Origin of the sequence: Mesorhizobium sp. M1A.F.Ca.ET.072.01.1.1, assembly GCF_004023325.1 — a bacterium.
Classification (GTDB): Bacteria; Pseudomonadota; Alphaproteobacteria; order Rhizobiales; family Rhizobiaceae; genus Mesorhizobium.
Window position 1 is genome coordinate 17,153 of record NZ_RZSF01000024.1, and the last position, 22,522, is coordinate 39,674.

23 protein-coding genes and 1 tRNA gene are annotated in these 22,522 nt (G+C 64.6%); 11 read left to right on the plus strand and 13 right to left on the minus strand.

The window, feature by feature from the left end; genetic code table 11:
* Positions 1–23: 23 nt before the first annotated feature.
* The 3 genes from EOA32_RS05985 to EOA32_RS05995 are packed head-to-tail and all read left to right on the plus strand — an operon-like array spanning position 24 to position 2,039.
* Positions 24–1,130: a murein transglycosylase A gene (locus tag EOA32_RS05985; protein ID WP_128371173.1), complete on the plus strand. Its 1,107-nt coding sequence runs from the start codon at positions 24–26 to the stop codon at positions 1,128–1,130.
* Positions 1,127–1,651 carry a Smr/MutS family protein gene (locus EOA32_RS05990; protein WP_128371174.1) on the plus strand — a complete coding sequence of 175 codons (525 nt, stop codon included), beginning with the start codon at positions 1,127–1,129 and terminating at the stop codon, positions 1,649–1,651. The genes EOA32_RS05985 and EOA32_RS05990 overlap by 4 nt, the downstream gene beginning before the upstream one ends.
* A 25-nt stretch (positions 1,652–1,676) precedes the next feature.
* Entirely contained in the window at positions 1,677–2,039 is a 363-nt protein-coding gene (locus EOA32_RS05995; RefSeq protein WP_066991880.1) for a helix-turn-helix transcriptional regulator, read from the plus strand.
* Between the two features lie 10 nt (positions 2,040–2,049).
* On the opposite strand, the gene EOA32_RS06000 is transcribed toward EOA32_RS05995, so the two are convergent.
* The 3 genes from EOA32_RS06000 to EOA32_RS06010 all read right to left on the minus strand — a co-directional run bounded on the left by EOA32_RS06000 (position 2,050) and on the right by EOA32_RS06010 (position 4,761).
* Entirely contained in the window at positions 2,050–2,667 is a 618-nt protein-coding gene (locus tag EOA32_RS06000; protein WP_127241237.1) for a transglutaminase-like cysteine peptidase, read from the minus strand.
* A 220-nt stretch (positions 2,668–2,887) separates the two neighbouring features.
* Positions 2,888–4,165: a polyhydroxyalkanoate depolymerase gene (locus EOA32_RS06005; RefSeq protein ID WP_066991457.1), complete on the minus strand. Its 1,278-nt coding sequence runs from the start codon at positions 4,163–4,165 to the stop codon at positions 2,888–2,890.
* Between the two features lie 233 nt (positions 4,166–4,398).
* Positions 4,399–4,761: a septal ring lytic transglycosylase RlpA family protein gene (locus EOA32_RS06010; protein WP_066991454.1), complete on the minus strand. Its 363-nt coding sequence runs from the start codon at positions 4,759–4,761 to the stop codon at positions 4,399–4,401.
* A gap of 307 nt (positions 4,762–5,068) precedes the next feature.
* Between EOA32_RS06010 and EOA32_RS06015 the strand changes: the two genes are divergently transcribed.
* The 5 genes from EOA32_RS06015 to EOA32_RS06045 all read left to right on the plus strand — a co-directional run bounded on the left by EOA32_RS06015 (position 5,069) and on the right by EOA32_RS06045 (position 10,854).
* Positions 5,069–5,254 carry a hypothetical protein gene (locus EOA32_RS06015; protein ID WP_128371175.1) on the plus strand — a complete coding sequence of 62 codons (186 nt, stop codon included), beginning with the start codon at positions 5,069–5,071 and terminating at the stop codon, positions 5,252–5,254.
* A 570-nt stretch (positions 5,255–5,824) separates the two neighbouring features.
* Positions 5,825–7,261, plus strand: coding sequence for a pyridoxal-phosphate dependent enzyme (locus EOA32_RS06025; RefSeq protein ID WP_095782019.1), 1,437 nt, complete (start codon positions 5,825–5,827; stop codon positions 7,259–7,261).
* Positions 7,258–8,427 (plus strand): PLP-dependent aspartate aminotransferase family protein, encoded by a 1,170-nt coding sequence (locus tag EOA32_RS06030; RefSeq protein WP_128371176.1) that lies wholly within the window; start codon positions 7,258–7,260, stop codon positions 8,425–8,427. Before EOA32_RS06025 ends, EOA32_RS06030 begins: the two co-directional genes overlap by 4 nt.
* Before the next feature lie 275 nt (positions 8,428–8,702).
* A complete protein-coding gene (locus tag EOA32_RS06040; RefSeq protein WP_128371178.1) occupies positions 8,703–9,944 on the plus strand; it encodes a D-amino acid dehydrogenase in 1,242 nt (413 codons plus the stop codon).
* Positions 9,945–9,984: 40 nt separating this feature from the next.
* A complete protein-coding gene (locus EOA32_RS06045; RefSeq protein WP_128371179.1) occupies positions 9,985–10,854 on the plus strand; it encodes an aspartate/glutamate racemase family protein in 870 nt (289 codons plus the stop codon).
* A gap of 48 nt (positions 10,855–10,902) precedes the next feature.
* Here the strand turns inward: EOA32_RS06045 and EOA32_RS06050 are convergent, their stop codons facing one another.
* Complete coding sequence (locus tag EOA32_RS06050) at positions 10,903–11,886, minus strand: polysaccharide pyruvyl transferase family protein (protein WP_128371180.1); 984 nt, start codon at positions 11,884–11,886, stop codon at positions 10,903–10,905.
* 101 nt (positions 11,887–11,987) lie between these two features.
* On the opposite strand from EOA32_RS06050, the gene EOA32_RS06055 reads away from it, so the two are divergent.
* Positions 11,988–12,245, plus strand: a complete 258-nt coding sequence (locus EOA32_RS06055; RefSeq protein WP_128371181.1) for a hypothetical protein — start codon at positions 11,988–11,990, stop codon at positions 12,243–12,245.
* A gap of 68 nt (positions 12,246–12,313) precedes the next feature.
* A complete protein-coding gene (locus EOA32_RS06060; RefSeq protein WP_128371182.1) occupies positions 12,314–12,769 on the plus strand; it encodes a hypothetical protein in 456 nt (151 codons plus the stop codon).
* A gap of 100 nt (positions 12,770–12,869) precedes the next feature.
* On the opposite strand, the gene EOA32_RS06065 is transcribed toward EOA32_RS06060, so the two are convergent.
* The gene (locus tag EOA32_RS06065; RefSeq protein ID WP_128371183.1) at positions 12,870–13,685 is read right to left on the minus strand and encodes a glycosyltransferase family 2 protein; all 816 of its coding nucleotides are present in this window, start codon (positions 13,683–13,685) and stop codon (positions 12,870–12,872) included.
* A gap of 341 nt (positions 13,686–14,026) precedes the next feature.
* Between EOA32_RS06065 and EOA32_RS06070 the strand changes: the two genes are divergently transcribed.
* Positions 14,027–14,209, plus strand: a complete 183-nt coding sequence (locus tag EOA32_RS06070) for a hypothetical protein (protein ID WP_128371184.1) — start codon at positions 14,027–14,029, stop codon at positions 14,207–14,209.
* A 36-nt stretch (positions 14,210–14,245) separates the two neighbouring features.
* Here EOA32_RS06070 and EOA32_RS06075 read toward each other — a convergent pair whose 3' ends face one another.
* From EOA32_RS06075 to EOA32_RS06115, 8 genes are all read right to left on the minus strand, one after another.
* On the minus strand, positions 14,246–14,551 hold the full coding sequence (locus tag EOA32_RS06075) for a UBP-type zinc finger domain-containing protein (protein WP_067003235.1): 306 nt from the start codon (positions 14,549–14,551) through the stop codon (positions 14,246–14,248).
* The gene (locus EOA32_RS06080; RefSeq protein WP_128371185.1) at positions 14,551–16,236 is read right to left on the minus strand and encodes a cyclic nucleotide-binding domain-containing thioredoxin-disulfide reductase; all 1,686 of its coding nucleotides are present in this window, start codon (positions 16,234–16,236) and stop codon (positions 14,551–14,553) included. Before EOA32_RS06080 ends, EOA32_RS06075 begins: the two co-directional genes overlap by 1 nt.
* Before the next feature lie 87 nt (positions 16,237–16,323).
* Complete coding sequence (locus EOA32_RS06085) at positions 16,324–17,043, minus strand: hypothetical protein (RefSeq protein ID WP_128371186.1); 720 nt, start codon at positions 17,041–17,043, stop codon at positions 16,324–16,326.
* A gap of 123 nt (positions 17,044–17,166) precedes the next feature.
* Positions 17,167–17,251 (minus strand) — tRNA-Leu (locus tag EOA32_RS06090).
* Between the two features lie 394 nt (positions 17,252–17,645).
* On the minus strand, positions 17,646–18,266 hold the full coding sequence (locus EOA32_RS06100) for a 2,3-bisphosphoglycerate-dependent phosphoglycerate mutase (protein ID WP_128371187.1): 621 nt from the start codon (positions 18,264–18,266) through the stop codon (positions 17,646–17,648).
* A gap of 96 nt (positions 18,267–18,362) precedes the next feature.
* The gene (dapB, locus tag EOA32_RS06105; protein ID WP_128371188.1) at positions 18,363–19,184 is read right to left on the minus strand and encodes a 4-hydroxy-tetrahydrodipicolinate reductase; all 822 of its coding nucleotides are present in this window, start codon (positions 19,182–19,184) and stop codon (positions 18,363–18,365) included.
* Positions 19,181–21,040: an ABC transporter ATP-binding protein gene (locus EOA32_RS06110; protein WP_128371189.1), complete on the minus strand. Its 1,860-nt coding sequence runs from the start codon at positions 21,038–21,040 to the stop codon at positions 19,181–19,183. The genes dapB and EOA32_RS06110 overlap by 4 nt, the downstream gene beginning before the upstream one ends.
* Before the next feature lie 131 nt (positions 21,041–21,171).
* Entirely contained in the window at positions 21,172–22,191 is a 1,020-nt protein-coding gene (locus EOA32_RS06115) for a glucokinase (RefSeq protein ID WP_128371190.1), read from the minus strand.
* Between the last annotated feature and the right edge of the window lie 331 nt (positions 22,192–22,522).

The following is a 22,522-nucleotide window of genomic DNA, read 5'->3' on the forward strand; positions in this document are numbered from 1 at the left end:
ATCCGGCTCTAGTGGCGGCTGTCATGTCGCTGTCTTCGGCATTCAAGGAAAAATCCTTCGGCGACCTGCCCGGCTGGAACGAGGATGATCACCTCGCCGCCTTCGCGGCGTTCAAACGTTCGGCTTTCCACGTCCTGACCAAGCCCTATCGAACCGGTTCGCTCGGCGTCGCGTTCGCCGCTTTCGCCGAGGCCTATACTGAGGCGCGCTCCGTTTCGCCGGCGAATCGGTCGGAGGCGCGGTCCTTCTTCGAGCGCCATTTCGCTCCGGCTTTGGTGGCGGCCGAAAGCGGCGGCGCCGGCCTCGTCACCGGCTTCTATGAGCCGGAGGTCGAGGCCTCGCCGGTGAGGACGGAGCGGTTCACGGTGCCGCTGCTCTCCCGTCCCGCCGATCTGGTCGACATCGACGATAAAAATCGGCCCCTCGAGATGGATCCCTATCTCGCCTTCGCGCGCGCGACGACGACAGGTCCGGTCGAATATTTCGATCGCGGCGCCATCGAGCGCGGCGCGCTGTCCGGGCGGAGCCTCGAGATTGCCTGGCTCGCCGACAAGGTCGATGCCTTCTTCATCCATGTGCAGGGAGCGGGGCGGCTGAAGATGGCCGATGGTCGGCTCTGCCGCGTCACCTATGCCGCAAAATCCGGCCAGCGCTTCACCGGGCCGGGCCGGATCTTGAGCGAGACCGGCGAAATCCCGCTGGAAAAAGTGACGATGCAGTCGATCCGCGCCTGGTTCAAGGCGCATCCTGAGCGGGTCGACGAGATCCTCTGGCAGAACCGCTCCTATATCTTCTTTCGTGAGGCGCCGGTCGACGACCCGGAACTCGGTCCCATTGCCGCCGCCAAGGTGCCGCTGACGCCCGGCCGCTCGGTCGCCGTCGACCGGCTGCTGCACACCTTCGGCACGCCCTTCCATATCGTCGCGCCGACGCTCACCGCTTTCGACGGAAAACCGTTCCGGCGGCTGATGATCGCGCAGGACACCGGCTCGGCCATCACCGGAGTGGCGCGAGGCGATCTCTTCGCCGGCTCGGGCGATGCCGCGGGCGAGATCGCCGGCGTCGTGCGCAACGTCGCCGACTTTTATGCGCTGGTTCCGCGCGGGCTGTTCGATAGGGGGCACGCGTGAACCGCCGCCACGACACGCTGAGCGACGACGATCGCATCCTCTGGAACCTGGTGGCGCGCACGACGCGGCCCCTCAAAGGCAAGGCCGCGGTCGAGATTCCCGATATTGTCGAGCCGACGCCGGCGCCGGCGCCCACGACGGCCAACGGCGTTCCCGCCGCTGCCGCGAAGCCGAAGCCGCAGCACGTCGGGCATTCGCTTGACGACCAGACCCACGAGAAACTGAAAAAAGGCCGGCTGCCGATCGAGGGCAGAGTCGATCTGCACGGCATGACGCAGGACGAGGCCTATTCGCTGCTCCTCACCTTCCTGCACCGCGCCCATGCCGGCGGCATCCGCTATGTGCTGGTCATCACCGGCAAGGGCTCGTCGTCCGGCGGCGACGGCATCCTGCGCCGCTCGGTGCCGCACTGGCTGTCGACCCCGGCTTTTCGGCACCTGGTTTCGAGCCATGATCACGCCGCCCGCAACCATGGCGGCTCGGGCGCGCTCTATGTGCGGCTCAGGCGGACGCGCGCATGAGGACGCCGGCCATGAGGACGCAACAGTGACCCCGTTCGGTGAAAGGCTGAGGGCGCTGCGCGCCGAGCGCGGCGTCAGCCAGAAGGCGATGGCGCAGGCCATCGGCGTCAGCGCCGCCTATCTGTCGGCGCTCGAGCATGGCCGCCGCGGCGCGCCGACCTGGACGCTGATCCAGAAGATCATCGGCTATTTCAACATCATCTGGGACGACGCCGAGGATCTTGCCCGCCTCGCCGAAACCTCGCATCCAAGGGTCAGGATCGATACGTCGGGCCTGTCGCCGGCCGCGACCGAGCTGGCTAATCTTCTGGCCGAGAGCATCGAGAAGCTGGACGAGGCGGAGCTGCGCCGCCTCAGCGCGTCGATTCGTGCGGCGCTGAGAAGGTAGTTCCGGAGATCTACTGCACCGAGCCGACCAGCAGCTGTTGGCCATCGCGGATCGACACCCAGCGGCCGGTGTTGTCGATCGCCTGGCGCTTGAGATAACGGTAGCCGGTCTCGTCCCAGGCTTGGACCTTGTCGGTCAAATTGTCGAGGATGTAGTCACCCTTGTCGGTGCGCACCGTCAGCACGGAATGGCCTTCGCCGTCGGGCTTGCGCACTACGGTGATCAAGAGATCCGCAAGCGAGATGCCCATGCGGTAGAGCTGGCGCCGCTTCTCCAGCACATAGTCCTCGCAGTCGCCAAAGCCGTTGTCCGGATAGGTCCAGACCTCGTCCTTGCCGTAATTGTCGAGATCACTCATCGGCTTGACGGCGGCGTTGACCTTGGCGGTCACGTTGATCAGCTTGCGCCACAGAGCATCGGTCAGCTTGGCCGGCGCGAGATTGGCCGGGCGAATGTTGCATTCGCTCGGATGCGTCTTGCAGAAATCATAATGTCCGATCGGCTGCGAGGTCAGGCCGCCGGTGGTCATAGCGCCGGCAGCCCATGCCGGAACCGCCCAGTGGGCCGAGATCGCCAGCCCTGCGACTGCACACAAACGCAGCATCCGCGCCATCGGTGAGGAAGTCATTGTCCCCCGGGGTCCGCCCTTGTTTATTAACGAAACGTTAAGGGGGATTTACAGTCCGTGTCAATTGAAGACAACGGCTAGTTTGGTGGCATGGTTACCCGCCAGGCCCGCATAGCGGCAGTTTGGCAACAGCGGCGTCGGGACGCCGGTCAGCCCTGAACATTGGTTGCACGGAAAGGTCACTCGCTTCGAGCGGCGCCGAGCCGCGTCCGCTTCCCGCTCAGCTCTTGGCGGAACGGACCAGCTTCGGCTTCGCCGCCAGGCGGGTCTGGCGGCCGTAGCTGGAGATGAAGTCCAGGATGCGCGGCACGATCTCCGACCGGAACCGCGAGCCGTTGAAGACGCCGTAATGGCCGACGGCCGGCTGCATGTAGTGGGCCTGCCGGTCGGCCGGAATGTTCACGCAAAGCTCATGCGCGGCCTGGGTCTGGCCGAGCCCGGAGATGTCGTCGTTCTCGCCCTCGACGGTGAACAGCGCGACATTGCGGATCGCCTGGGGATCGACGGCCTCGCCGCGATGCGTCATCTCGCCCTTCGGCAAGGCGTGGCGCACGAACACCGTGTCGACCGTCTGCAGGTAGAACTCCGCCGTCAGGTCCATCACCGCCAGATATTCGTCGTAGAAGTCACGGTGCTTCTCGGCGCTGTCGCCGTCGTTTTTCACAAGGTGCATGAAGAAGTCCTTGTGGGCGATGATGTGGCGATCGAGATTCATGCTCATGAAGCCCGAAAGCTGCAGGAACCCGGGATAGACATCGCGGCCGAATCCGGGCACCGGCCAGGGCGCCTGCATGATGACGTTCTCGCGGAACCAGTCGGTGCCCTTTTCTCCGGCGAGCAGATTGACCGCGGTCGGATTGCGGCGGGTGTCGATCGGCCCGCCCATCAGCGTCATGGTCGACGGCACGAAGGGGTCGCCGCGCTTTTCCATCAGCGCCACCGCCGCCAGCACCGGCACCGAGGGCTGGCAGACTGCCATCACATGGGTATCGGGACCAAGCGCGTGGAACATCTCGATGACATAGTCGATATAGTCGTCGAGATCGAAGCTGCCCTGCGACAGCGGCACCATGCGGGCGTCGACCCAGTCGGTGATGTGCACGTCGGCGTGCGGAAGCATCGCCTCGACCGTGCCGCGCAGCAGCGTTGCATAATGGCCGGACATCGGCGCCACGATCAGGAGCTTCGGATCGGGCTTGCGGCCCGCGGGAAGCTGGCGCTCGAAGCGGACGAGGTTGCAGAACGGCTTCGACCACACGGTTCGTTCGGCGACGTCGACGCTCTTCCAGTCGACCACCGCCTTGGTCAGGCCGAATTCAGGCTTGCCGTAGCGGCGCGTCGTGCGCTCGAAGAGTTCCGCGGCTGCCGCGACCGACCGGCCGAGCGCCGTATGCGAAACCGGATTGAGCGGGTTGGAATAGAAAAACCGCACCGCATCTGCGTAAAGGCGGGCGGGCTGCAGCGCCGCATGGTTCAGTTCGTAGAGCTGGTAGAACATCAAGAACCCCGTGCTGCCTGACGACCAAAGGGCCGACGAGCAGCGCCGAGCCTTGAATGTCTCGCAGTGAGGTTAACAAGATATTGTTGCGATGCAATACGTCAATTGGCGTGACGAATGCTGCTTTGGTCCAAACTGTTGAAAACTCGCCACGTATGGCGGAGCCGGCTCACTGTGCGCTGCCGCAATGTGTAGGAAATATGTCCGGCTCCCTCTTGCCGGACACCGACATCTTAAACGCGCGCCATGCAGACTGCGGTGTGGCCCGAGCCGATGAATCCGAGCTGGGTGGCGGCGCCGCGGGAGAGGTCGAGCACGCGGCCCCGGACGAACGGGCCGCGATCATTGATGCGCACGACGACGCTGCGGCCGTTGTTCTTGTTGGTGACCCTGAGCTTGGTGCCGAACGGCAAGCTGCGGTGCGCCGCAGTCAGCGCGGCGGGGTTCATGCGCTCGCCGGAGGCGGTTCTGGAATGCAGCGCGTACCAGGAAGCGCGGCCGCATTGTGCGGCGGCTGAAGAGGCGGAAGAGGCGCCAGCCATCAGGCCAGCCGCGATCGTTGCCGCGACAAGCGCGGTGCGGTTGGTTTTATTCATCTTTTAGGGGTGGGCTCCGTTATAGACAACCCGCCGTAAGTGCCGAATGAGGCATGAAATGCGGCAAGCGTCTGGCGGTTCCATGGCAAAGGCACACGTTTGGAGTCGCCGCGAAACAGTTTGTCATGACATCTCCCGCGAGCGCCAGCGTATTCTTCATTGAGACCGACCCGGTTTTGCAGGAAGTCCCGAGTAGGAGCGGCCCTCGGGGCGCAAGTAAAAGCGGAAGCGATTGCTTCGCTTCCTTCTGCTCCTTTACTGCGCGCGCGTTCCGGTGAAGGATCGACTTTGCGCGGGGATTTCGCCGATGCGACTGATCAGGAATTTACTGGCGCTGATCGTGCTGGCGATCGGCGTGCTGTGGTCGCTGCAAGGGCTTGGGCTGGTCCAGGGCAGCTTCATGACCGGCCAGAGGGAATGGCTCTATATCGGGCTCGTCACCACGCTGCTCGGCCTGCTCGGCCTCCGTTTGGCAAACCGCCCGCGCGTTTGATCCGACCGGCAAGATGGCGCCGCGCGTCCGTTGGACGGGCGAAGCGACGCGCGCAGACCCCTCGCCGTCGGACCGCTGACGCCGGGCACCTCTTCGAGATCGACACCATCCCGACATGCTCGCGCAACGCGCGGAGCTCAGCAAGCAGTTCCTGGGGTGAAATTTCTGCTGAGGTCGGCGCTCTACGGCGCCCCCCTCTGGCCTGCCGGCCATCTCCCCCACAGGTGGGGAGATCAGATGTCGCGTCGGCTTTCGCCAATCGCCAACATTTGCAAGCAAGGGCGCCAAGGGTCGAGCTCCAATCTCCCACCTTGTGGGGGAGATGTCCGGCAGGACAGAGGGGGCGCTGTCCCGCCGGCTTTCAACATTGAGAGGCGGTGCTGCGCCGCCCGTGAAATTCCATTCCGCCACTCGTCGCCGGAATGGCACGATCTATCTTCTTTCCAGATGAAAAGGGCTGGAAAAGACAAAGGCGTGTGATCTGCGAACCCGGCATGGAGTTCGGCGGCCATCATGCGCAGACTGGTGACGGCCGATCCCGTCGGAACTGCTTCCCATGGAGGGTCCGAGATGAGCGTGCACAGGAAAGCGGCGCCGGACGGCGCGGAAAGCGCCCTGTCGCGGTTGCGTCCGCCTTACGCCTCAGTCCTCGACCTGATCGGCCAGACGCCGGTGGTCGAGCTCACCAAATTCGACACCGGCAAATGCCGGCTGTTCATCAAGCTCGAGAGCCAGAACCCCGGCGGCTCGATCAAGGACCGCATCGCGCTGTCGATGATCGCGGCCGCCGAGAAGGATGGCAGGCTGAAGCGCGGCGGCACCATCGTCGAGGCCACCGCCGGCAACACCGGCCTCGGCCTCGCCCAGGTCGGCATTCCCAAGGGCTACCGCATCATCCTCGTCGTGCCCGACAAGATGTCGCGCGAGAAGATACAGCATCTGCGCGCTTTAGGCGCCGAGGTGCGCATGACCCGCTCCGATGTCGGCAAGGGCCACCCCGAATATTACCAGGACATGGCCGAGAAGATCGCCGCCGAAATTCCCGGCGCTTTCTATGCCAACCAGTTCGCCAATCCCGCCAATCCGCTGGCGCACGAAAGCACCACCGGCCCGGAAATCTTTTCGCAGCTCGAAGGCGATGTCGACGCGGTGGTGGTCGGCGTCGGTTCCGGCGGCACGCTCACCGGTGTCGGCCGCTTTTTCGCGAAGCATTCGCCGAAGACCGAGATGGTGCTTGCCGATCCGGTCGGCTCGGTGCTGGCGCCGTTGATCAAGACCGGCAAGATGACAGAGGCCGGCAGCTGGACCGTCGAAGGCATCGGCGAGGATTTCGTGCCGCCCAATGCCGATCTCTCGCTGGTCAAGAAAGCCTATTCCATTCCCGACAAGCAGAGCATGCTGGCGGTGCGCGACCTGCTGTCCAAGGAAGGCATCCTGGCCGGCTCGTCGTCCGGCACGCTTCTGTCGGCGGCACTGCGCTACTGCCGCGATCAGACGACGGCCAAACGCGTGGTCACCCTCGTCTGCGACAGCGGCAACAAATATCTGTCGAAGGTCTTCGACGACATCTGGCTCGCCGAGCAGGGCTTGGCCGACCAGGAGCAGCACGGCGACCTGCGCGACCTCGTCATGCGCTCGCCGCGCACTGGTGACATCGTGACCGTGGGCCCCGAGGAAACCCTGCTCAACGCCTATGGCCGCATGCGCCGCTCCGATGTTTCGCAGCTACCGGTGCTGGATGACGGCAAGCTCGTCGGCATCGTCGACGAGAGCGATATCCTGGCCAAGGTCGACGGCCCCTATGACGGCCGCTGGGATCGCTTCAATGCGCCGGTGCGCACGGCCATGACCTCGAACCTGCACACGCTGCAGGCCAGCCAGGCGCTCGATGCACTGCTGCCCGTTTTCGACCGCAACGAGGTCGCCATCGTCTTCGACGGCGACGAATTCATCGGCCTGATAACCCGTATCGACCTGATCAACCATCTGAGGCGCCGCGCAAAATGACTTCCAACGGCAAGAACCGCCTGGCCTTTTCCACGCGCACCATCCATGGCGGCCAGAGCCACGATCCGCTGACCGGCGCGGTGATGGTGCCGATCTACGCCACCTCCACCTATGGCCAGCAGTCGCCCGGCGTGCACAAGGGTTTTGAGTATGCCCGCAGCCAGAACCCGACGCGCTTCGCCTTCGAACGGGCCGTCGCCGACCTCGAAAGCGGCGCCGCGGCCTTCGCCTTCGCCTCAGGCCTGGCCGCGATCGCCACGGTGTTGGAACTGTTCGACGCCGGCGCGCATGTGGTCGCCACCGACGACATCTATGGCGGCTCGTTCCGGCTCATGGAGCGCGTCCGCAAGCGTTCCGCCGGCCTGCAGGTCAGCTTTGCCGATTTCACCGATCTCGCCGCGGTCGAGAGAGCGATCCGCCCGGAGACAAAGCTGCTCTGGGTCGAGACGCCGACCAACCCGCTGCTGCGTGTCGTCGACCTCGAAGGCCTGGCGGCGCTGGCCAAGCGCAAAGGCCTGCTGACTGTCGCCGACAACACTTTTGCCAGCCCCTACATCCAGCGGCCGCTGGAGCTCGGCATCGACATCGTCGTCCACTCGACGACGAAATACTTGAACGGCCATTCCGACATGGTCGGCGGCGTGGCGGTCGTCGGCGACAACAAGGATTTGGCCGATCGGCTGAAATTCCTGCAGAACGCCATCGGCGCCATTTCCGGCCCGTTCGACAGTTTTCTGGCGCTGCGCGGCATCAAGACGCTGGCGCTTCGGATGGAGCGCCATTCCGCCAACGGCCTGAAGATCGCGCAGTGGCTGGAAGCCCGCAAGGACGTGCGCCGCGTCATCTATCCCGGGCTGGCGAGCCACCCGCAGCACGAGATCGCCAAGCGCCAGATGCACGCCTTCGGCGGCATGATCTCGGTCGACCTCGACCTCGACCTCGCCGGCACCAAACGCTTCCTCGAACGCACGCAGCTTTTCACGCTCGCCGAAAGCCTCGGCGGCGTCGAGAGCCTGATCGAGCATCCGGCGCTGATGACGCACGGCTCGATCCCCGCGGAAAAGCGCGGGGCGATCGGCATATCGGATTCGCTGGTGCGGCTGTCGGCCGGTATCGAGGATGGCGATGATCTGATCGCGGATCTGGAGCAGGCGTTGCGGGGGTGAGTTCGAGGATCAATCGTTGTGATCCTTCGCGCCTCCCTCTGTCCTGCCGGACATCTCCCCCACGAGGGGGGAGATTGGCTGTTTCATCGCCTCACCTTTCCTGCAACGCCGGTAATTTGCGAAAGCCGCCGTGACATCTGATCTCCCCCCTTGAGGGGGAGATGGCCGGCAGGCCAGAGAGGGGCGCTGTCCCGCCGACATCTCGGTGCCTGTGCCATTGCAGACCGCAATCCACCGACTAAACTGCCTACCAACATGCGATCTCCGGAGGCGTGATGCGCGTGATCGTGTTGGGTGGCGGCGTTGTCGGCGTCACCACTGCCTATCAGCTGCAGAAGGACGGGCACGAGGTGGTCGTCCTCGAGCGCCGGCCTGAGGTCGCCGCCGAGACCAGCTGGGGCAATGCCGGCATGATCGCGCCGGGGCATTCCTTCGTCTGGTCGTCGCCCAGGGCGCCATTAATCCTGTTGAAATCGCTGGTGCTGAAGGATCAGGCGCTACGCTTCAAGCTGTCGGCCGATCCGACGCTCTACAGCTGGTCGTGGCTGTTCCTGATGGAATGCACGGCCGAGAAGGCCAGGCGCAACACGCTGCTCAAGCATCGGCTTGCCGTCTATTCGCAGAGCGTGCTGCACGAGGTGATTGCCCACGAGCAGATCGACTACGACCGCAACGATCGCGGCATCCTCTATTTCTATCGCAGCCAGCAGGCGCTCGATAAAGGCGTCGAGCACATGCGGCTGCTGGAATCAGACGGCCAGCTGATCAAGGTGCTCGACCGCGACGCCATCGTCGCGCTCGACCCGTCGCTGGCTTCCGCGCGGGAAAAGATCGCCGGCGGCATCCATTGCCCGACCGATGAGACCGGTGACCCGGCCAAATTCACCCGGGCGCTTGCCGCGAAGGTCGTCGAGCGCTGCGGCGAGATCCGTACCGGCACGACCATCACCGGCATCGAGACCTCGGGCGGTGGCGTGGCACAGGTGCTGACCGACAAGGGCAGCGTCAAGGGCGACGCCTATGTGCTGGCGCTCGGCTCCTACAGCCCGCTGATCGCGAAGACCGTCGGTATCAGCCTGCCGATCTACCCGATCAAGGGTTATTCGCTGACCATTCCGATCGGCAACCAGCCTCGGCCGCCGACCATCGCGGCGATCGACGAGCACAATCTGGTCGCCGTGTCGCGCTTCGGCGACCGGCTGCGCGTCACCGCGACGGCGGAATTCGCCGGCTACGACACCAGCCACAAGCCGGCCGATTTCGCCTTCATGAAGGGCGTGACGCAGGAGCTTTATCCCGAGGGCGCCGACTACGACCGCGCCGAGATGTGGGCGGGCTTGAGGCCGATGACGCCGAACAATCTGCCCGAGTTCGGGCGCCGCCGCCTCGGCAATCTCTATCTCAACACCGGGCACGGCCATATCGGCTGGACCATGTCGCATGGCTCGGCGCGCATCACCGCCGACCTGATCGCCGGCCGCAAGCCGGCCATCTCGATGGACGGTCTTTTGAATTGAGAGCATGATCCCGGAGCGATCGGCCAAGAAAGGGAATGCCATGTCCATCAGCGCGGCTGCTACCCGCCCTCAATCTTCGGGGCCGGTCGATCCCAAGCCCGTCGATCCCAAGCCGGTCGATCTGGGCGTGCTTCCGTCCGAACTCGACGGCGGCCTTGCCTCGCGCGCGGCGATCGGGCTTGCGATCCTCGCCACCGACCAGACGCTGGAGCATGAGTTCCGCGCGCTGGTGCGCATTCCGGGCGTCGCCTTCTACGAGGCCCGCCTCTTCAACGACAACGACATCACCCCCGACACGCTGCGCGCCATCGGCCCGCGCATCGCGCCGACCGTCGACCTCATCCTGCCCAGCATTCCGCTCGACGTCGTCGGCTTCGGCTGCACCTCGGCCACCATGACGCTCGGCGAGGAAGCCGTCTTCGCCGAGATCAGGAAGGCGCGGCCGGGCGTCGCCTGCACCACGCCGGTGACAGGCGCGCTTGCCGCCTTCAAGGCGCTCGGCGCCAAGGGCATCGGCCTGCTGACGCCTTATGCCCCCGAGATCAACCAGGGTCTCGTCACCTATTTCACCGGACGCGGCCTCGATATCGCCGCCGTCGCTACTTTCGACCGGCGCGACGACCGCGAGGCGGCCCGCATATCGCTCGCCTCGATCGAGGCCGCGGCCGAGCGCATGGCGGCGGCTCCCGGCGTGGACGCGATCTTCATCTCCTGCACCAGCCTGCGCGTCGCCGAGGCGGTGGCGGAACTGGAGCAGCGCATCGGCATTCCCGTCACCTCGTCCAACCACGCCATGGCCTGGCATTGCCTGCGGCTAGCCGGCATCGACGACGTCGTGCCGGCCGGCGGCCGGCTGTTCGCGTTGCCCGCTGTTCCTTCCACCCGCCGACCAGAGCCGACCGCCTTTTGACAGCCTGCCAGGAAGGCTAGCCCGTTCTTTGAGCGTTTGTGCTCGGTGCTATCCCTTATCTCCCACAATCAGGGCCACGGCATCGGCCCGAGCCTTGGAAGACAGGTCCAAGATCGTAGCCTGCGAACTGGTGACCATCTCGATTGGCCATTCGATCAGGACCTGGCGCATCTGGCCGGCGAGCAGAGCTTCATTGGCTTCCTCGATCGAGTAAGCGAGCGGCCAGCCGATGCGGTTGAGAATCGGTTTCACCTTACCCGTTCCCTTGATCTGGTCGATGGCAATCACCGGCTTGCCTTTTGAAAGCCCATAGAGCGAGCCGTGCAGCCGCGTTGTCAGTACCAGGTCGACGGTCTCGAACTGTTGCTCGATCTTTGTTGCCTCATTCCCGGGCCTCAACACTGTGTCGATCGGCTCGGTATCGAGACCGAAGGTTTCGGCAAGTTGCAACAAAAGACGCTCAGCCTTCGCCCATTCGGTCATGCCATCGCCATAATCCCGCTGGTCGCCACGCAAGCACAGTCCAGCCTTCAGCCGCTTGCCGGGCTCGGGTACTGCGCAGGGCAGAGAACGCGAAATGGCGAGATCGAAGGATTGTCTTGATAGGCCGTCGCGCGCTAACACGGCTTCGAAGCGGGCAGCCATCTGCCGGTGCCGGGAAATGACGCTGACGCCAACGGCGAGTTTCCTCGCTTTCCGGTGCACCGCTAGCAGGTCGACCAATTCATCGGTCTGAACGATGGGGCCGCAGACGAACACCAGCGTTTCGATTTCGCGGCGTACGTCGAACAGGTCCCTCACCTGGCAGTGGTCCGCAATGCCCAAGGCCGGATGGCTCAGAACTTGATGGTCATGGCCGGCCCGGCGTAGCGCCGCCGATAGGTTCTCTACCGCATGCAGATCGCCGACAGTCGCCCCGCCGCCGCCTTCGAAACTTCCCCACCAAACGAGCGAAATAGGCGAGGCGGCGGTGCGCCTCAGCAATCTGTGACGACGCTTAAAGGACCGGCATTTGCGGCTGAGCAACGACATACGATTGAGTTTCTCTCGAGATCAATTAAGACATCCGCCTTCCTGCAAATCGGGAGGCGCCCCCTCTGCGTCGCATAGAGAAACACGAGAAGGCGGGCAACATGGCTGCTCCTGCAGTGAACATGCTTTGGATAGGCGACAGACTCGGTCGTGTTGAGTTGCTGTCGATAGCCTCCTGGCTGGCCTGCGGACACGCCGTGCGCCTGCATGTTTACAAACCTGTTGCAAACGTGCCGGCCGAAGTCGATGTGATCGACGCCGAACTGACTGTCCCCTTTACCAGCATGAGCGTCTACGCCATCGGGAGACCGGCTCTTATGCGCTCGCCTCCGACTATTTCCGCTATCGGCTTCAGCTGATCGCTGGCGGGCTGTGGTCCGACCTCGACGTGGTTTGCCTCAAGAAGGTGAACATTGACGGAGATTGCTTGTTCGGTCTTGAGAGCGCGACTCTCATCAACGGCGCCGTCCTTTACCTCGATGCCGGTCTGCCGATGACGGCCGAGCTGGAGGGCCTCTTCTGCAACAACTACTTTCCGCCTTGGACGCGCAAGCGGGGAGCGCGCATGGCCCGGTTCAAGAACTTCATTGGCCTGCCGGTGCGCCCAGCCGACCTCCCCTGGGGAACGTACGGCCCTGGCGCGATAACGGCGCTGGCCCGCAAGCATGGACGGTTTGAGTCGGCACTGCCACGAGAAGTCTTTTATCCGCTCGATTATCGCCAAGCGCAGGCGGTCTATGATCCGGCGTTTTCGCTAGACGCGGTTCTGAGTGAGCAGACGCTGACCTTGCATCTGTGGAACGAGAAGCTGCGCGATGTAAAGCACACACCGCCACCGGCTGGTTCGCCACTGGCACAGCTTTATACCAAGTTTGGCGTTTAAAAATGGGTCGCTTGTTGAAAACCTTTAACGCGCTCCAAGCGATTGTTTTATCGTGCCCGATATCCAAGCCCTTTGGAGTCCGATCCTAGGGCAGCATTCGTCACGCCGCTTTGTTGCGAAGGCGGGCAGCCTCTATTCTATCGAGCACTACCTTCTGGTTCGTGGCAGCGCGGCTCGGATCGGCAGGCTTGTGCCAGATATGCAGCACCTCGGTCGCCCAGGTGCCGGCGCGCCGGATGATGCCCTTATCCTGCAACCGGAAAACGAAGTCGGCATCTTCATAACCCCAGCCTGTGAAGGTCTCGTCGAAGCCGCCGACCGACAGCGCATCGCTTTTCCAACAGGCGAGATTGCAGCCCTTAATGCGCCGGAAGACGAAGGAACGATAATCCGACATCGTCCGCCAGGGCAGCCGCACGAAAAACGCGACGATCTTGGAAATGTCGCCTTTCAACCGGTGCCGCAGGATATTCCGGCGGAATGCTCGGTAGTTCCACGTCCCTGCCGCCAGCAATTGCTTGCTGAATTCCTGGCTGAGCAGAATGCGGCTGCCGGTGATGACGTAGTTCGGCTTGGCAAGCGCCCGATGCTGGGCAACGAAGTCGGGCTGCAGAATGCAGTCTCCGTCGACGAAGATCAAATAGGGGCCGCACGCCTCGCCTATCGCCTTGTTCAGGATTGCGGAACGGCGAAAGTCGATGTCTTCGTGCCAGACGTGCCTGACCGGGATCGAGGCGGAGTCGGTAAAGAGCTTGATCACATCGGCCGTGTCTTGGCGCGATCCGTCGTCAGCGATGATCACCTCGAAGCAGCGGTCGGTTTGGCAGGCGAGCGACTGGAGACTGAGCTTCAGCGCCCCTGGCCAATTGTAAGTATTGACGATCACCGAAACCGATACAGATCCGGCGGGGGTCATGAAAATACCCCAGCCGCTTCTTCGCGTTGATCAAAACTGTTTCGGATACGACTGCAACAACGCAGTCTTCCGCGCGCAAATCTTGCGCGCACCGTCTCCCCAAGCATTCCCCGCACCCCACCAAGAACCCACCTCCTTTCTATTGACGTTAAACCGCCATCGTCAATGTAATTAGAATTCGCTTATTTTCGGAATATCTGATCGGCAAAGTGCCAAGGCGACTGGCCGACCAGTCGACCACCGATTGGCAGATTGGCCGGTTCGAAATCGCCGGTTAACGTTTGCGGAAAAGGTTGCTTAACGCTTCGCTACTATGTCCTGCCCTCGGGAGGCAGGACAGAGTGAGCGCGATGAACGACAGCCCCGAAAAGCGCAATGAATGGCGCGCCATCTTCTACGTGCAGGCGCGTGTGGCGATCCTGTTCGTCCCGATCATCGTCAGCCTGCTGATCATCGGCGCGCTTGCCGGCAACGACCGCGATCACGACGCCATCGACAGGACTGTCACCAGCTCGGTGAAGTAAGCGACCCGGCAAGAGGCTCACGGTATTCCGTGCACGCTAGACAAAGCGCGGGATCGGGCCGTTCTGCGCCGTCGTGCGGTCGCCGAGGTCGATGAACACCTCGTCGACATAGCACCAGCCCCAGCCTTCGGGCGGATCGTAGCCTTCGATGACCGGATGCTGAGTGGCGTGGAAATGCTTGGTGGCGTGGCGGTTGGGCGAGTCGTCGCAGCAGCCGACATGGCCGCAGGTGCGGCAGAGTCTGAGATGCACCCACCAGGAGCCGCTCTTCAGGCATTCCTCGCAGCCGAGGGCGCTCGGCACCACATCCTTGATGTCGTCCGTATGCCTGCATTCGTCCATCAGGGTCTCCTTTCGGGCTGAGCAGCACGCCCGCCGTTGCGCGCAAGATAGGCATGCAGCGCCGCCACCACCTGAGCGCCTTCGCCGACCGCGGCCGCGACACGCTTGGTCGAGCCGCAGCGCACATCGCCGATGGCGAACACGCCGCTGCGGCTGGTCTCCATCGGGCCGTGTCCCGGCGCCACATCCGGTCCGGTGCGCACGAAGCCCCTGGCGTCGAGCGCCACGTCGCAGCGGGCCAGCCAGTCGGTGTTCGGGTCGGCGCCGATGAACAGGAAGAGGTGGCGGATGGGGCGCGTCGTCGCCACGCCGGTGACCCGGTTGCGCCAGCACAGCTGGTCGAGGTTGCCGTCATGGCCGTCGAGCGCCTCGACCTCGGTTTCCGTCAGCACCTCGATGTTCGGCTGCGCCACGATCCGCTCGACCAGATAGCGCGACATGGTGGCGTCGAGGCTGTCGCGCCGCGCCAACAGCGTCACCTTGCGCACCTGGCTGGCGAGATAGACGGCCGCCTGGCCGGCCGAGTTGCCGGCGCCGACCAGCGCCACTTCCTGGTCCCGGCAGAGCCGTGCTTCGATCGGCGAGGCCCAGTAATGCACGGACGCGCCCTCGAACTGCGCGATATTGGCGATGTCGAGGCGGCGGTAGCGCGCGCCGCTGGCGATCACCACCGTGCGCGCGCGCAGGGTCTCGCCGTCGCCAACGTCCAGCCGGTAGCCGGCGATGTTGTCGGCGGCGCCGAGCAATTTGGCTTCATCGGGGATCACCATCTCGACCCCGAACTTCTGCGCCTGGTTGTAGGCGCGCGCCATCAGCGCCATGCCTGTAATGCCGGTCGGAAAGCCGAGATAGTTCTCGATGCGCGAGGATGCCCCCGCCTGCCCGCCGAAGGCGCGGCAGTCGAGCACGATCGTCGACAGCCCCTCGGAGGCCGCATAGACCGCGGCCGCCAATCCTGCCGGCCCGGCGCCGACGATGGCCACGTCGTAGATCTTGCCGGCGTCGAGCGGCCGCAGCAGCCCGACGCAGCGGGCGAGATCGCTTTCGCCGGGATTGTGCAGCAGCTTGCCGTTGGGACAGAGCACGATCGGCAGATGGTGCGGATCGACATGAAAACGCTCGATCAGCGTCTTGGCGCAGGGATCGGTGTCGGAATCGAGCGCGCGGTGCGGCAGGCCGCTGCGGGTGAGGAAACCCTGCAGCCGCAGCACATCGCCATTGCCGGGACGGCCGATGACGATCGGCCCGCTGGTGCCGCTCTCGAGCAGGCCGACACGGCGCAGGATCAGCGCGCGCATGACGCGCTCGCCGAGATTCGCCTCCTGCACCATCAGATCGCGCAGCCGCTGCGAGGGGATGACGAGGGCTTCGACCGGCTCGGTCGCCTCGGCATTGACGAGCGACGGCCGGCTCGAAAGCTGCGCCAGTTCGCCGATGAAATTGCCCGGACCATAGGTGATGATCGCCTCGCGCGGGCCAAGACCGCCGGCCTGCGTGATGTCGACCTTGCCCGACAGGATGACGACCAATCCGGGCGAGACCGTGCCGGCCGTCACGATATGCTCGCCGGCGCCGTAGGCTCTTGGCACGCCGAAGCGGCGCATGCGCTCGATGTCCGCATCGGCGAGCACGGGGAACATCTGGTCGCGGCGGGCGGCGATGGTCGGGCTGACGGAGGGGGCCATGACCGGACCGTAGCGCCCGGGGCAGCGGGTTTGAAGCGGTTTGTTCGGGGACTGGCCGGCGGGGCAGGTTGGCCGCTACGCTTTCATCTATCCGAGCGACCTCGCCAGCTTGCGCAGCGCCCCCTGCGGATCATCGGTGATGACGGAGCCATGCGAGACAAGGATGCGCTTGAGCGCCGGCAGGTCCGCCCATCGTCTCAATTGCGCTGCGAGTGCCGCCTTGTCGCCGACCATCGTCAGCTTGACCGGCCAGGGTATACGCGGCTCATCACCGGCAAATCCCATCATGCGCAATGCCCAGCCGGCAAAACCGGATGCGCCGCGGATGTTGCCGACGATATCATTGAGAACCAGCGTCGTGCCGTTCGGTCCGTCGATTTGCAGCGCCGCTTCGCGATCACGGGTTCCGGGGACGGTGACGAGCTTGACGTCGGGATCGCCAAAGTCGCCGCGTGCCGCATCGACATGCACCGCCTTCTCGACGCTGTTGCGCGCGCCCGCCGGTGCAATCACCTGCAGGGTGGGATAGCGATCTTTCCATGGCTTTGCATCGAGCCGGTGATGATCGTTAGGAACGATCAGGAAGGCCGGCTCCCCAAAGGCCTCGATCGCGCGCATCTGTTCGTCATCGAGCGCGATGGCGCTGAAGATGACGAGCCGTCCGTCGCGCAATCGCACCACGGTCATGCGCCGTTTCAGGTTGCCGACCGGCATCGGTATGTCGCCCGTCACCGTCAGAATATCGTCGTCGACAGGAGAGAGCCTGCCATGCGGCAGAACCTTCCACTCCTTGAACGGCGCGGGCATCACGGAACCTCGGCTTAACAGACAAGATAGGAACGGTTTAATCCGAGACGAGTTGCAGGCACAAAAAAGCCCGGAAAATCCGGGCTTTTTGCTCATCGCGTCAGATCGTCTGAAACGGGAATTTGGTGCCCAGAAGAGGACTCGAACCTCCACTCCTTGCGGAACACGGACCTGAACCGTGCGCGTCTACCAATTCCGCCATCTGGGCTGGTGGGCGCTCATGTAAGCGGGCAAACGAAGCGTGTCAACGCGGTTTTTTCAGGAGCTCAAGACTGACCAGAGGGCAGCTGGGGTTCATTCAGGCACGGACGGCAATTGTCGGCGTCGGCCCCGCCCCTCATCGCCCTGCCGGGCACTTCTCCCCGCATGGGACGGGGAGAAGGGGCTGGCCGCGGCGTTGGCGTCCTCTTGAGACGCTGGCGATTGGCGAAATCGGCGGCCGGAGCTTCCCTCTCCCCGTCACTATACGGGGAGAGGATGCCGGCAGGCAGGTGAGGGGCGGCGCCGACGCTGGTCAGTTAACGGCGAGACGGAATTCCGAGCTGAAGCGGTTGTCCCGAGACGGCCACCCGTTCCGAGCGGGGCCGGAACAATGGAATCCCTCACCCCTCCAGCACTTCCTTCTTTGCCACGGTGGAATCGGCGTTGAGCTTGTAGATCACCGGCACGCCGGTGCCGAGCTCCAGCTTGACGATCTCTTCGCCCGACTTGCCGTCCAGCGCCATGATCAGCGCCCGCAGCGAATTGCCGTGCGCGGCGACCAGCACCGTCTCGCCGCGCAGCACATGCGGCTGCACGTCGTGCAGGTAATAGGGCCAGACGCGCGCGCCGGTGTCCTTCAGGCTTTCGCCGCCGGGAGGCGATACGTCGTAGGAGCGGCGCCAGATATGCACCTGCTCCTCGCCCCACTTCTTGCGCGCGTCATCCTTGTTGAGGCCGGAGAGATCGCCATAGTCGCGTTCGTTGAGCGCCAGGTCGCGGACGGTCTCGAGCTTGCTTTGGCCGACCACGTCGAGAATGTGCTGGCAGGTCTTCTGCGCCCGCTTCAGCGCCGAGGTGTAGGCGATGTCGAATTTCAGCCCGCGCGCCTTGAGCTTCTCGCCGGCGGCAAGCGCCTCCGCATTGCCCTGGTCGGTGAGGTCGACATCGCGCCAGCCGGTGAACAGGTTCTTCAGGTTCCATTCGCTCTGGCCGTGGCGCACGAGCACGAGAGTTCCCGACATGTTTGCTCCTGATACGTGGTTGGATTTGAGCAATTCCAGGAAAAGTGTGTAGCGGTTTTCAGTCCGGAATTGCGGAAGAAAAGCAGAAAAAAAGCCTCAGCCCAGGCCGAGCACGTCTCGCATGGAATAGAGGCCCGGCTTCTTGCCTCGGCCCCAGAGCGCCGCCTTGACCGCGCCACGGGCAAAGATCGCCCGGTCCTCGGCCTGGTGGGCGAGCGTGATGCGCTCGCCGGTGCCGGCCAGGATCACGCTGTGCTCGCCGACCACCGACCCGCCGCGCAAGCTGGCGAAGCCGATCGTGCCGGCCTTGCGGACGCCGGTATGGCCGTCGCGCACACGCACGCTGTTGTCCGCGAGCGCGATCTCTCGGCCCTTGGCCGCCGCTTCGCCGAGCAGCAGCGCCGTGCCGGACGGCGCGTCGACCTTGTGCCTGTGGTGCATCTCCAGGATCTCGATGTCGAAATCCTGCGCATCGAGCGCGCGCGCCGCCTGCTCCACCAGCACCGCCAAAAGATTGACGCCGAGGCTCATATTGCCGGATTTGACGATGGTCGCGTGGCGCGCCGCCGCCGCGATCTTCGCATCGTCATCGGCCGAACAGCCGGTCGTGCCGATGACATGGACGATGCGCGCCTGCGCGGCATAGCCGGCGAATTCGACGCTTGCGCCGGGGGCCGTGAAATCGAGCACGCCGTCGGCCTTGGCGAAGGCCGGCAGCGGGTCGTCGGCGATCGGCACATTGATGCTGCCGATGCCGACGAGCTCGCCGGCATCCTTGCCGAGATGCGGTGAACCCGGCCGCTCGACGGCACCGGCAACCCGCGCGCCGGGAATGGAGTGGATGGCGCGGATCAGCGTCTGACCCATCCGGCCGGCGGCGCCCACCACCACCAGGCCCATATCGCCCGTTTCGCTCATGCGCTTCTCCCGACGGTCTTCTTCGCGCGCGTGCGCGGCAGAGGAGTTTGGGTTGTCTTGGCGTCATCGACAAGCCCCAGCCCCTTCTTGCCCTGCACCCGGTGGAAGCGGGCATAGACGCTGTGCGGGTCGGCCATCAGCGAGGCGTGTGTGCCTTCCTCGACCAGCCGTCCCTCTTCCAGCACGATGATGCGGTCGGCATTGACCACGGTCGACAGCCGGTGCGCGATGACGATGGTGGTGCGGCCTTCCATGACATGGGTGAGCGCTTCCTGGACGCGCGCTTCGGCCTCGTTGTCGAGCGCCGACGTAGCCTCGTCGAGCAGCAGGATCGGCGCCTGGCGCACGATGGCGCGGGCGATCGAGACGCGCTGGCGCTGACCGCCGGAAAGCGTCGAGCCGCCTTCGCCGACCGGCGTGTCGTAGCCTTGCGGCTGCTGGCGGATGAACTCGTCGGCGGCGGCCTGTTTCGCCGCCTGCTCGATCTCCGCGTCGGTGGCCGAGAGCCGGCCGTAGCGAATGTTGTCGCGGATCGTGCCTTCGAAGAGATACGGCGCCTGCGAGACATAGGCGATCGATTGGCGCAGCGACCGCTTCGTCACCTTGGAGATGTCCTGGCCGTCCACCTCGATGCTGCCCTTGTCGACGTCGTAGAAGCGCTGCAAGAGCGCCACCAGCGTCGACTTGCCGGCGCCCGAAGCGCCGACGATCGCCGTCACCTTGCCGGCGGCGGCGGTAAAGCTCAGATCCCGCAGCACCGGCATGTCGGCGCTGTAGCCGAACGTCACATTGTTGAAGGTCACTTCGCTGGAAATGATCTTCGCTTCGGCGGCGTCGGGCGCGTCGCTTTGTTTCGGCTCGAGGTCGAGCAGTTCATAGATCATGCGCGCGTTGACCAGCGCGCGCTCCATCGCCACCTGCATGCGCGCCAGCCGCCTCGCCGGATCATAGGCCAGGATCAGCGCGGTGATGAAGGAAAACACCGCGCCCGGCGGCTGGCCGAGAACCAGCGCCCGATAACCGGAATAGGCGATGACGGCGGTCACGGCGAGGCCAGCCAGGATGTCCGAAATCGGCGACAGCCGCTCGGAGACGCGGGCGATCTTGTTGCTGCGCTGCTCGGCCGTGTCGGCCATGATGCCGATGCGGCGCGCCAGCTCGTCCTCCAGGGTGAAGGCCTTGACGATGGCGATGCCTTGTGTGGCCTCCTGCACCGACCCGCTCAGCCGGGAATTGATCAGCACGGATTCCCGGTTAATCTTGCGCACCCGGCGCGTGATGTAGACGACGGCCCAGATCAGCGGCGGCCCGATCAGCAGCGAGCTCAGCGACAACACCGGATCCTGGTAGACCATGAGGCCGACGAGGCCGACCAGGGTCACCGCGTCGCGGGTGATCGAAATCAAAGTCAGCGACAGCAGATCGCGGATGCCGCCGATATTCTCGTCCAGCTGCGCCGCCAAGCGGCCGGAGCGCGTGTCGTTAAAGAAATTGACGCCGAGCCGCATCAGATGGTCGAAGGTGCGCTTCTGGTAGCGGGCGACGAGATTGTTGCCGATCGTGGCCAACGCCACCGCCTGGCCGTAGCCGGCAAAACCGCGCACGAGGAAGGCGCCCATGAAACCGGCGCAGATCCATACCACGGCGTCGCCGCGCCGTTCGTAGAAGATTTCGTTGACCATCGGCGCCATGACCCAGGCCGAGAAGGCAGTCGCGCCCGAAACCAGCAGCGAGCAAACGATGGCGACGACATAGGACCAGCGATGGTCGTGGCCGTTCTCAGCGATGATACGGCGCAGCACCGCCGTGACCTCGCCGGGCCGGGCCTTTAGCTTGTTTGGATTTTGAAATGTCAAATCGGCAGCGCTTCGTGGGTTCTCGTCAAAGGTCAGGGAGCATTTCGGCACCCTCTTATCGCTCCGGCTACGGCTTGCCTATGGCGAAACTTCGTCGCGGTGGCCGATTGCCATCCCGCACCCGGGCGCGCTCATGCCCGCCAGTGCCGTCCGGCGGTCTGAACGCCGAACAGCGACGGAGTTCTGGCATAGGCGGCCAGCCCGAGAAGCGCCGCCAGCGGGTGGGTGATGACATAGACCGGCATCGTGCGCATCAGCGCGCTGTGCGGCGCCTTGTCCTCGAACGCGGCGCGGAAATTGCCGGCTTTCAATGCCGGCACGATTTTTTGCGCGATGCCGCCGGTCAGGAACACGCCGCCGCGGCTCATGAACACCAGCGCGAGATCGCCCGCGGTGCGGCCCAGGCAGGTGACGAACAGTTCCAGCGCTTCCTGTGCCACCGGATCGGATTTGGCGAGCGCGGCCGCCGTAACCTCCGCCGGCGTCGTGAAAGGCGTCGGCTTTGCGTCGGCCCTGGCCACCGCGCGATAGACATTGACCAGTCCGCGGCCGCACAGGATCTGCTCGCCGGAGATGCGACCCTCGAGCTTTTCGATATGCGGAAACACTTCGAAGTCGCGCGGCGTGCGCGGGCCGATATCCATATGCCCGCCCTCGCCCGGCACCGGTATCCAGCGGCGAAGCGCGTAGATCAGCCCCGCGACGCCGAGCCCCGTCCCCGGGCCGAGCACGACCCGGCCGGCATTCGGCTCCGGCGTCCCGCCGCCGATCTTTTCCATATGCTCTTCGCTCAGCGCCACCACCGCCAGCGCCTGCGCCTCGAAATCGTTGAGCACGACGATCTCGCTCAAGCCCAGATTGGCAAACATCTGGTGCGGCTTGACCACCCAGGGGCAGTTGGTCAGCCGGATCTCGTCGCCGTCGACCGGCCCGGCCACCGCCAGCACCGCCGAATGCGGCTGGATCGACGAGCGGTCGAGCACCGCCGCCTGGATCGCCTCGTCGATGGTCTTGAAATTGGCCGTCTGGACGATTTGCGGCTCGGTCGCTTCCGAATTGGCGTCGAGCACGATCGAGAAACGCGCATTGGTGCCGCCGATATCGCCGATCAGGACCGGAAACCGCAGCGCTGTATCGTCTTCGCCAACCATGCTCTTTGTCCCGTTCGTTCCCGCTCCGTCGCTGACTAGCGCATGGTCCTGCAAAGGGAAAGCGGCTTCGGTGCCTATCTCGAGCGTCGGCGCCGCCCCTCACCTGCCTGTCGGCATCCTCTCCCCGTCAGTGACGGGGAGAGGGGCACTGTCGCCAACGGTTTCGCCAATCGCCAGCTTCGCAAGAAGAAAGCCCGCATTGCGGCAGCCAGGCGGATGTGGGGCGCCGCCGGCCTCGACCATCTGGACGCCGTGGCGCGGCCCTCAGTTCCCGGGCCTTGGCCGGGGCACTGGAATGCCGATTTTGGGCGTCGGCGCAAAAGAGCTCGCC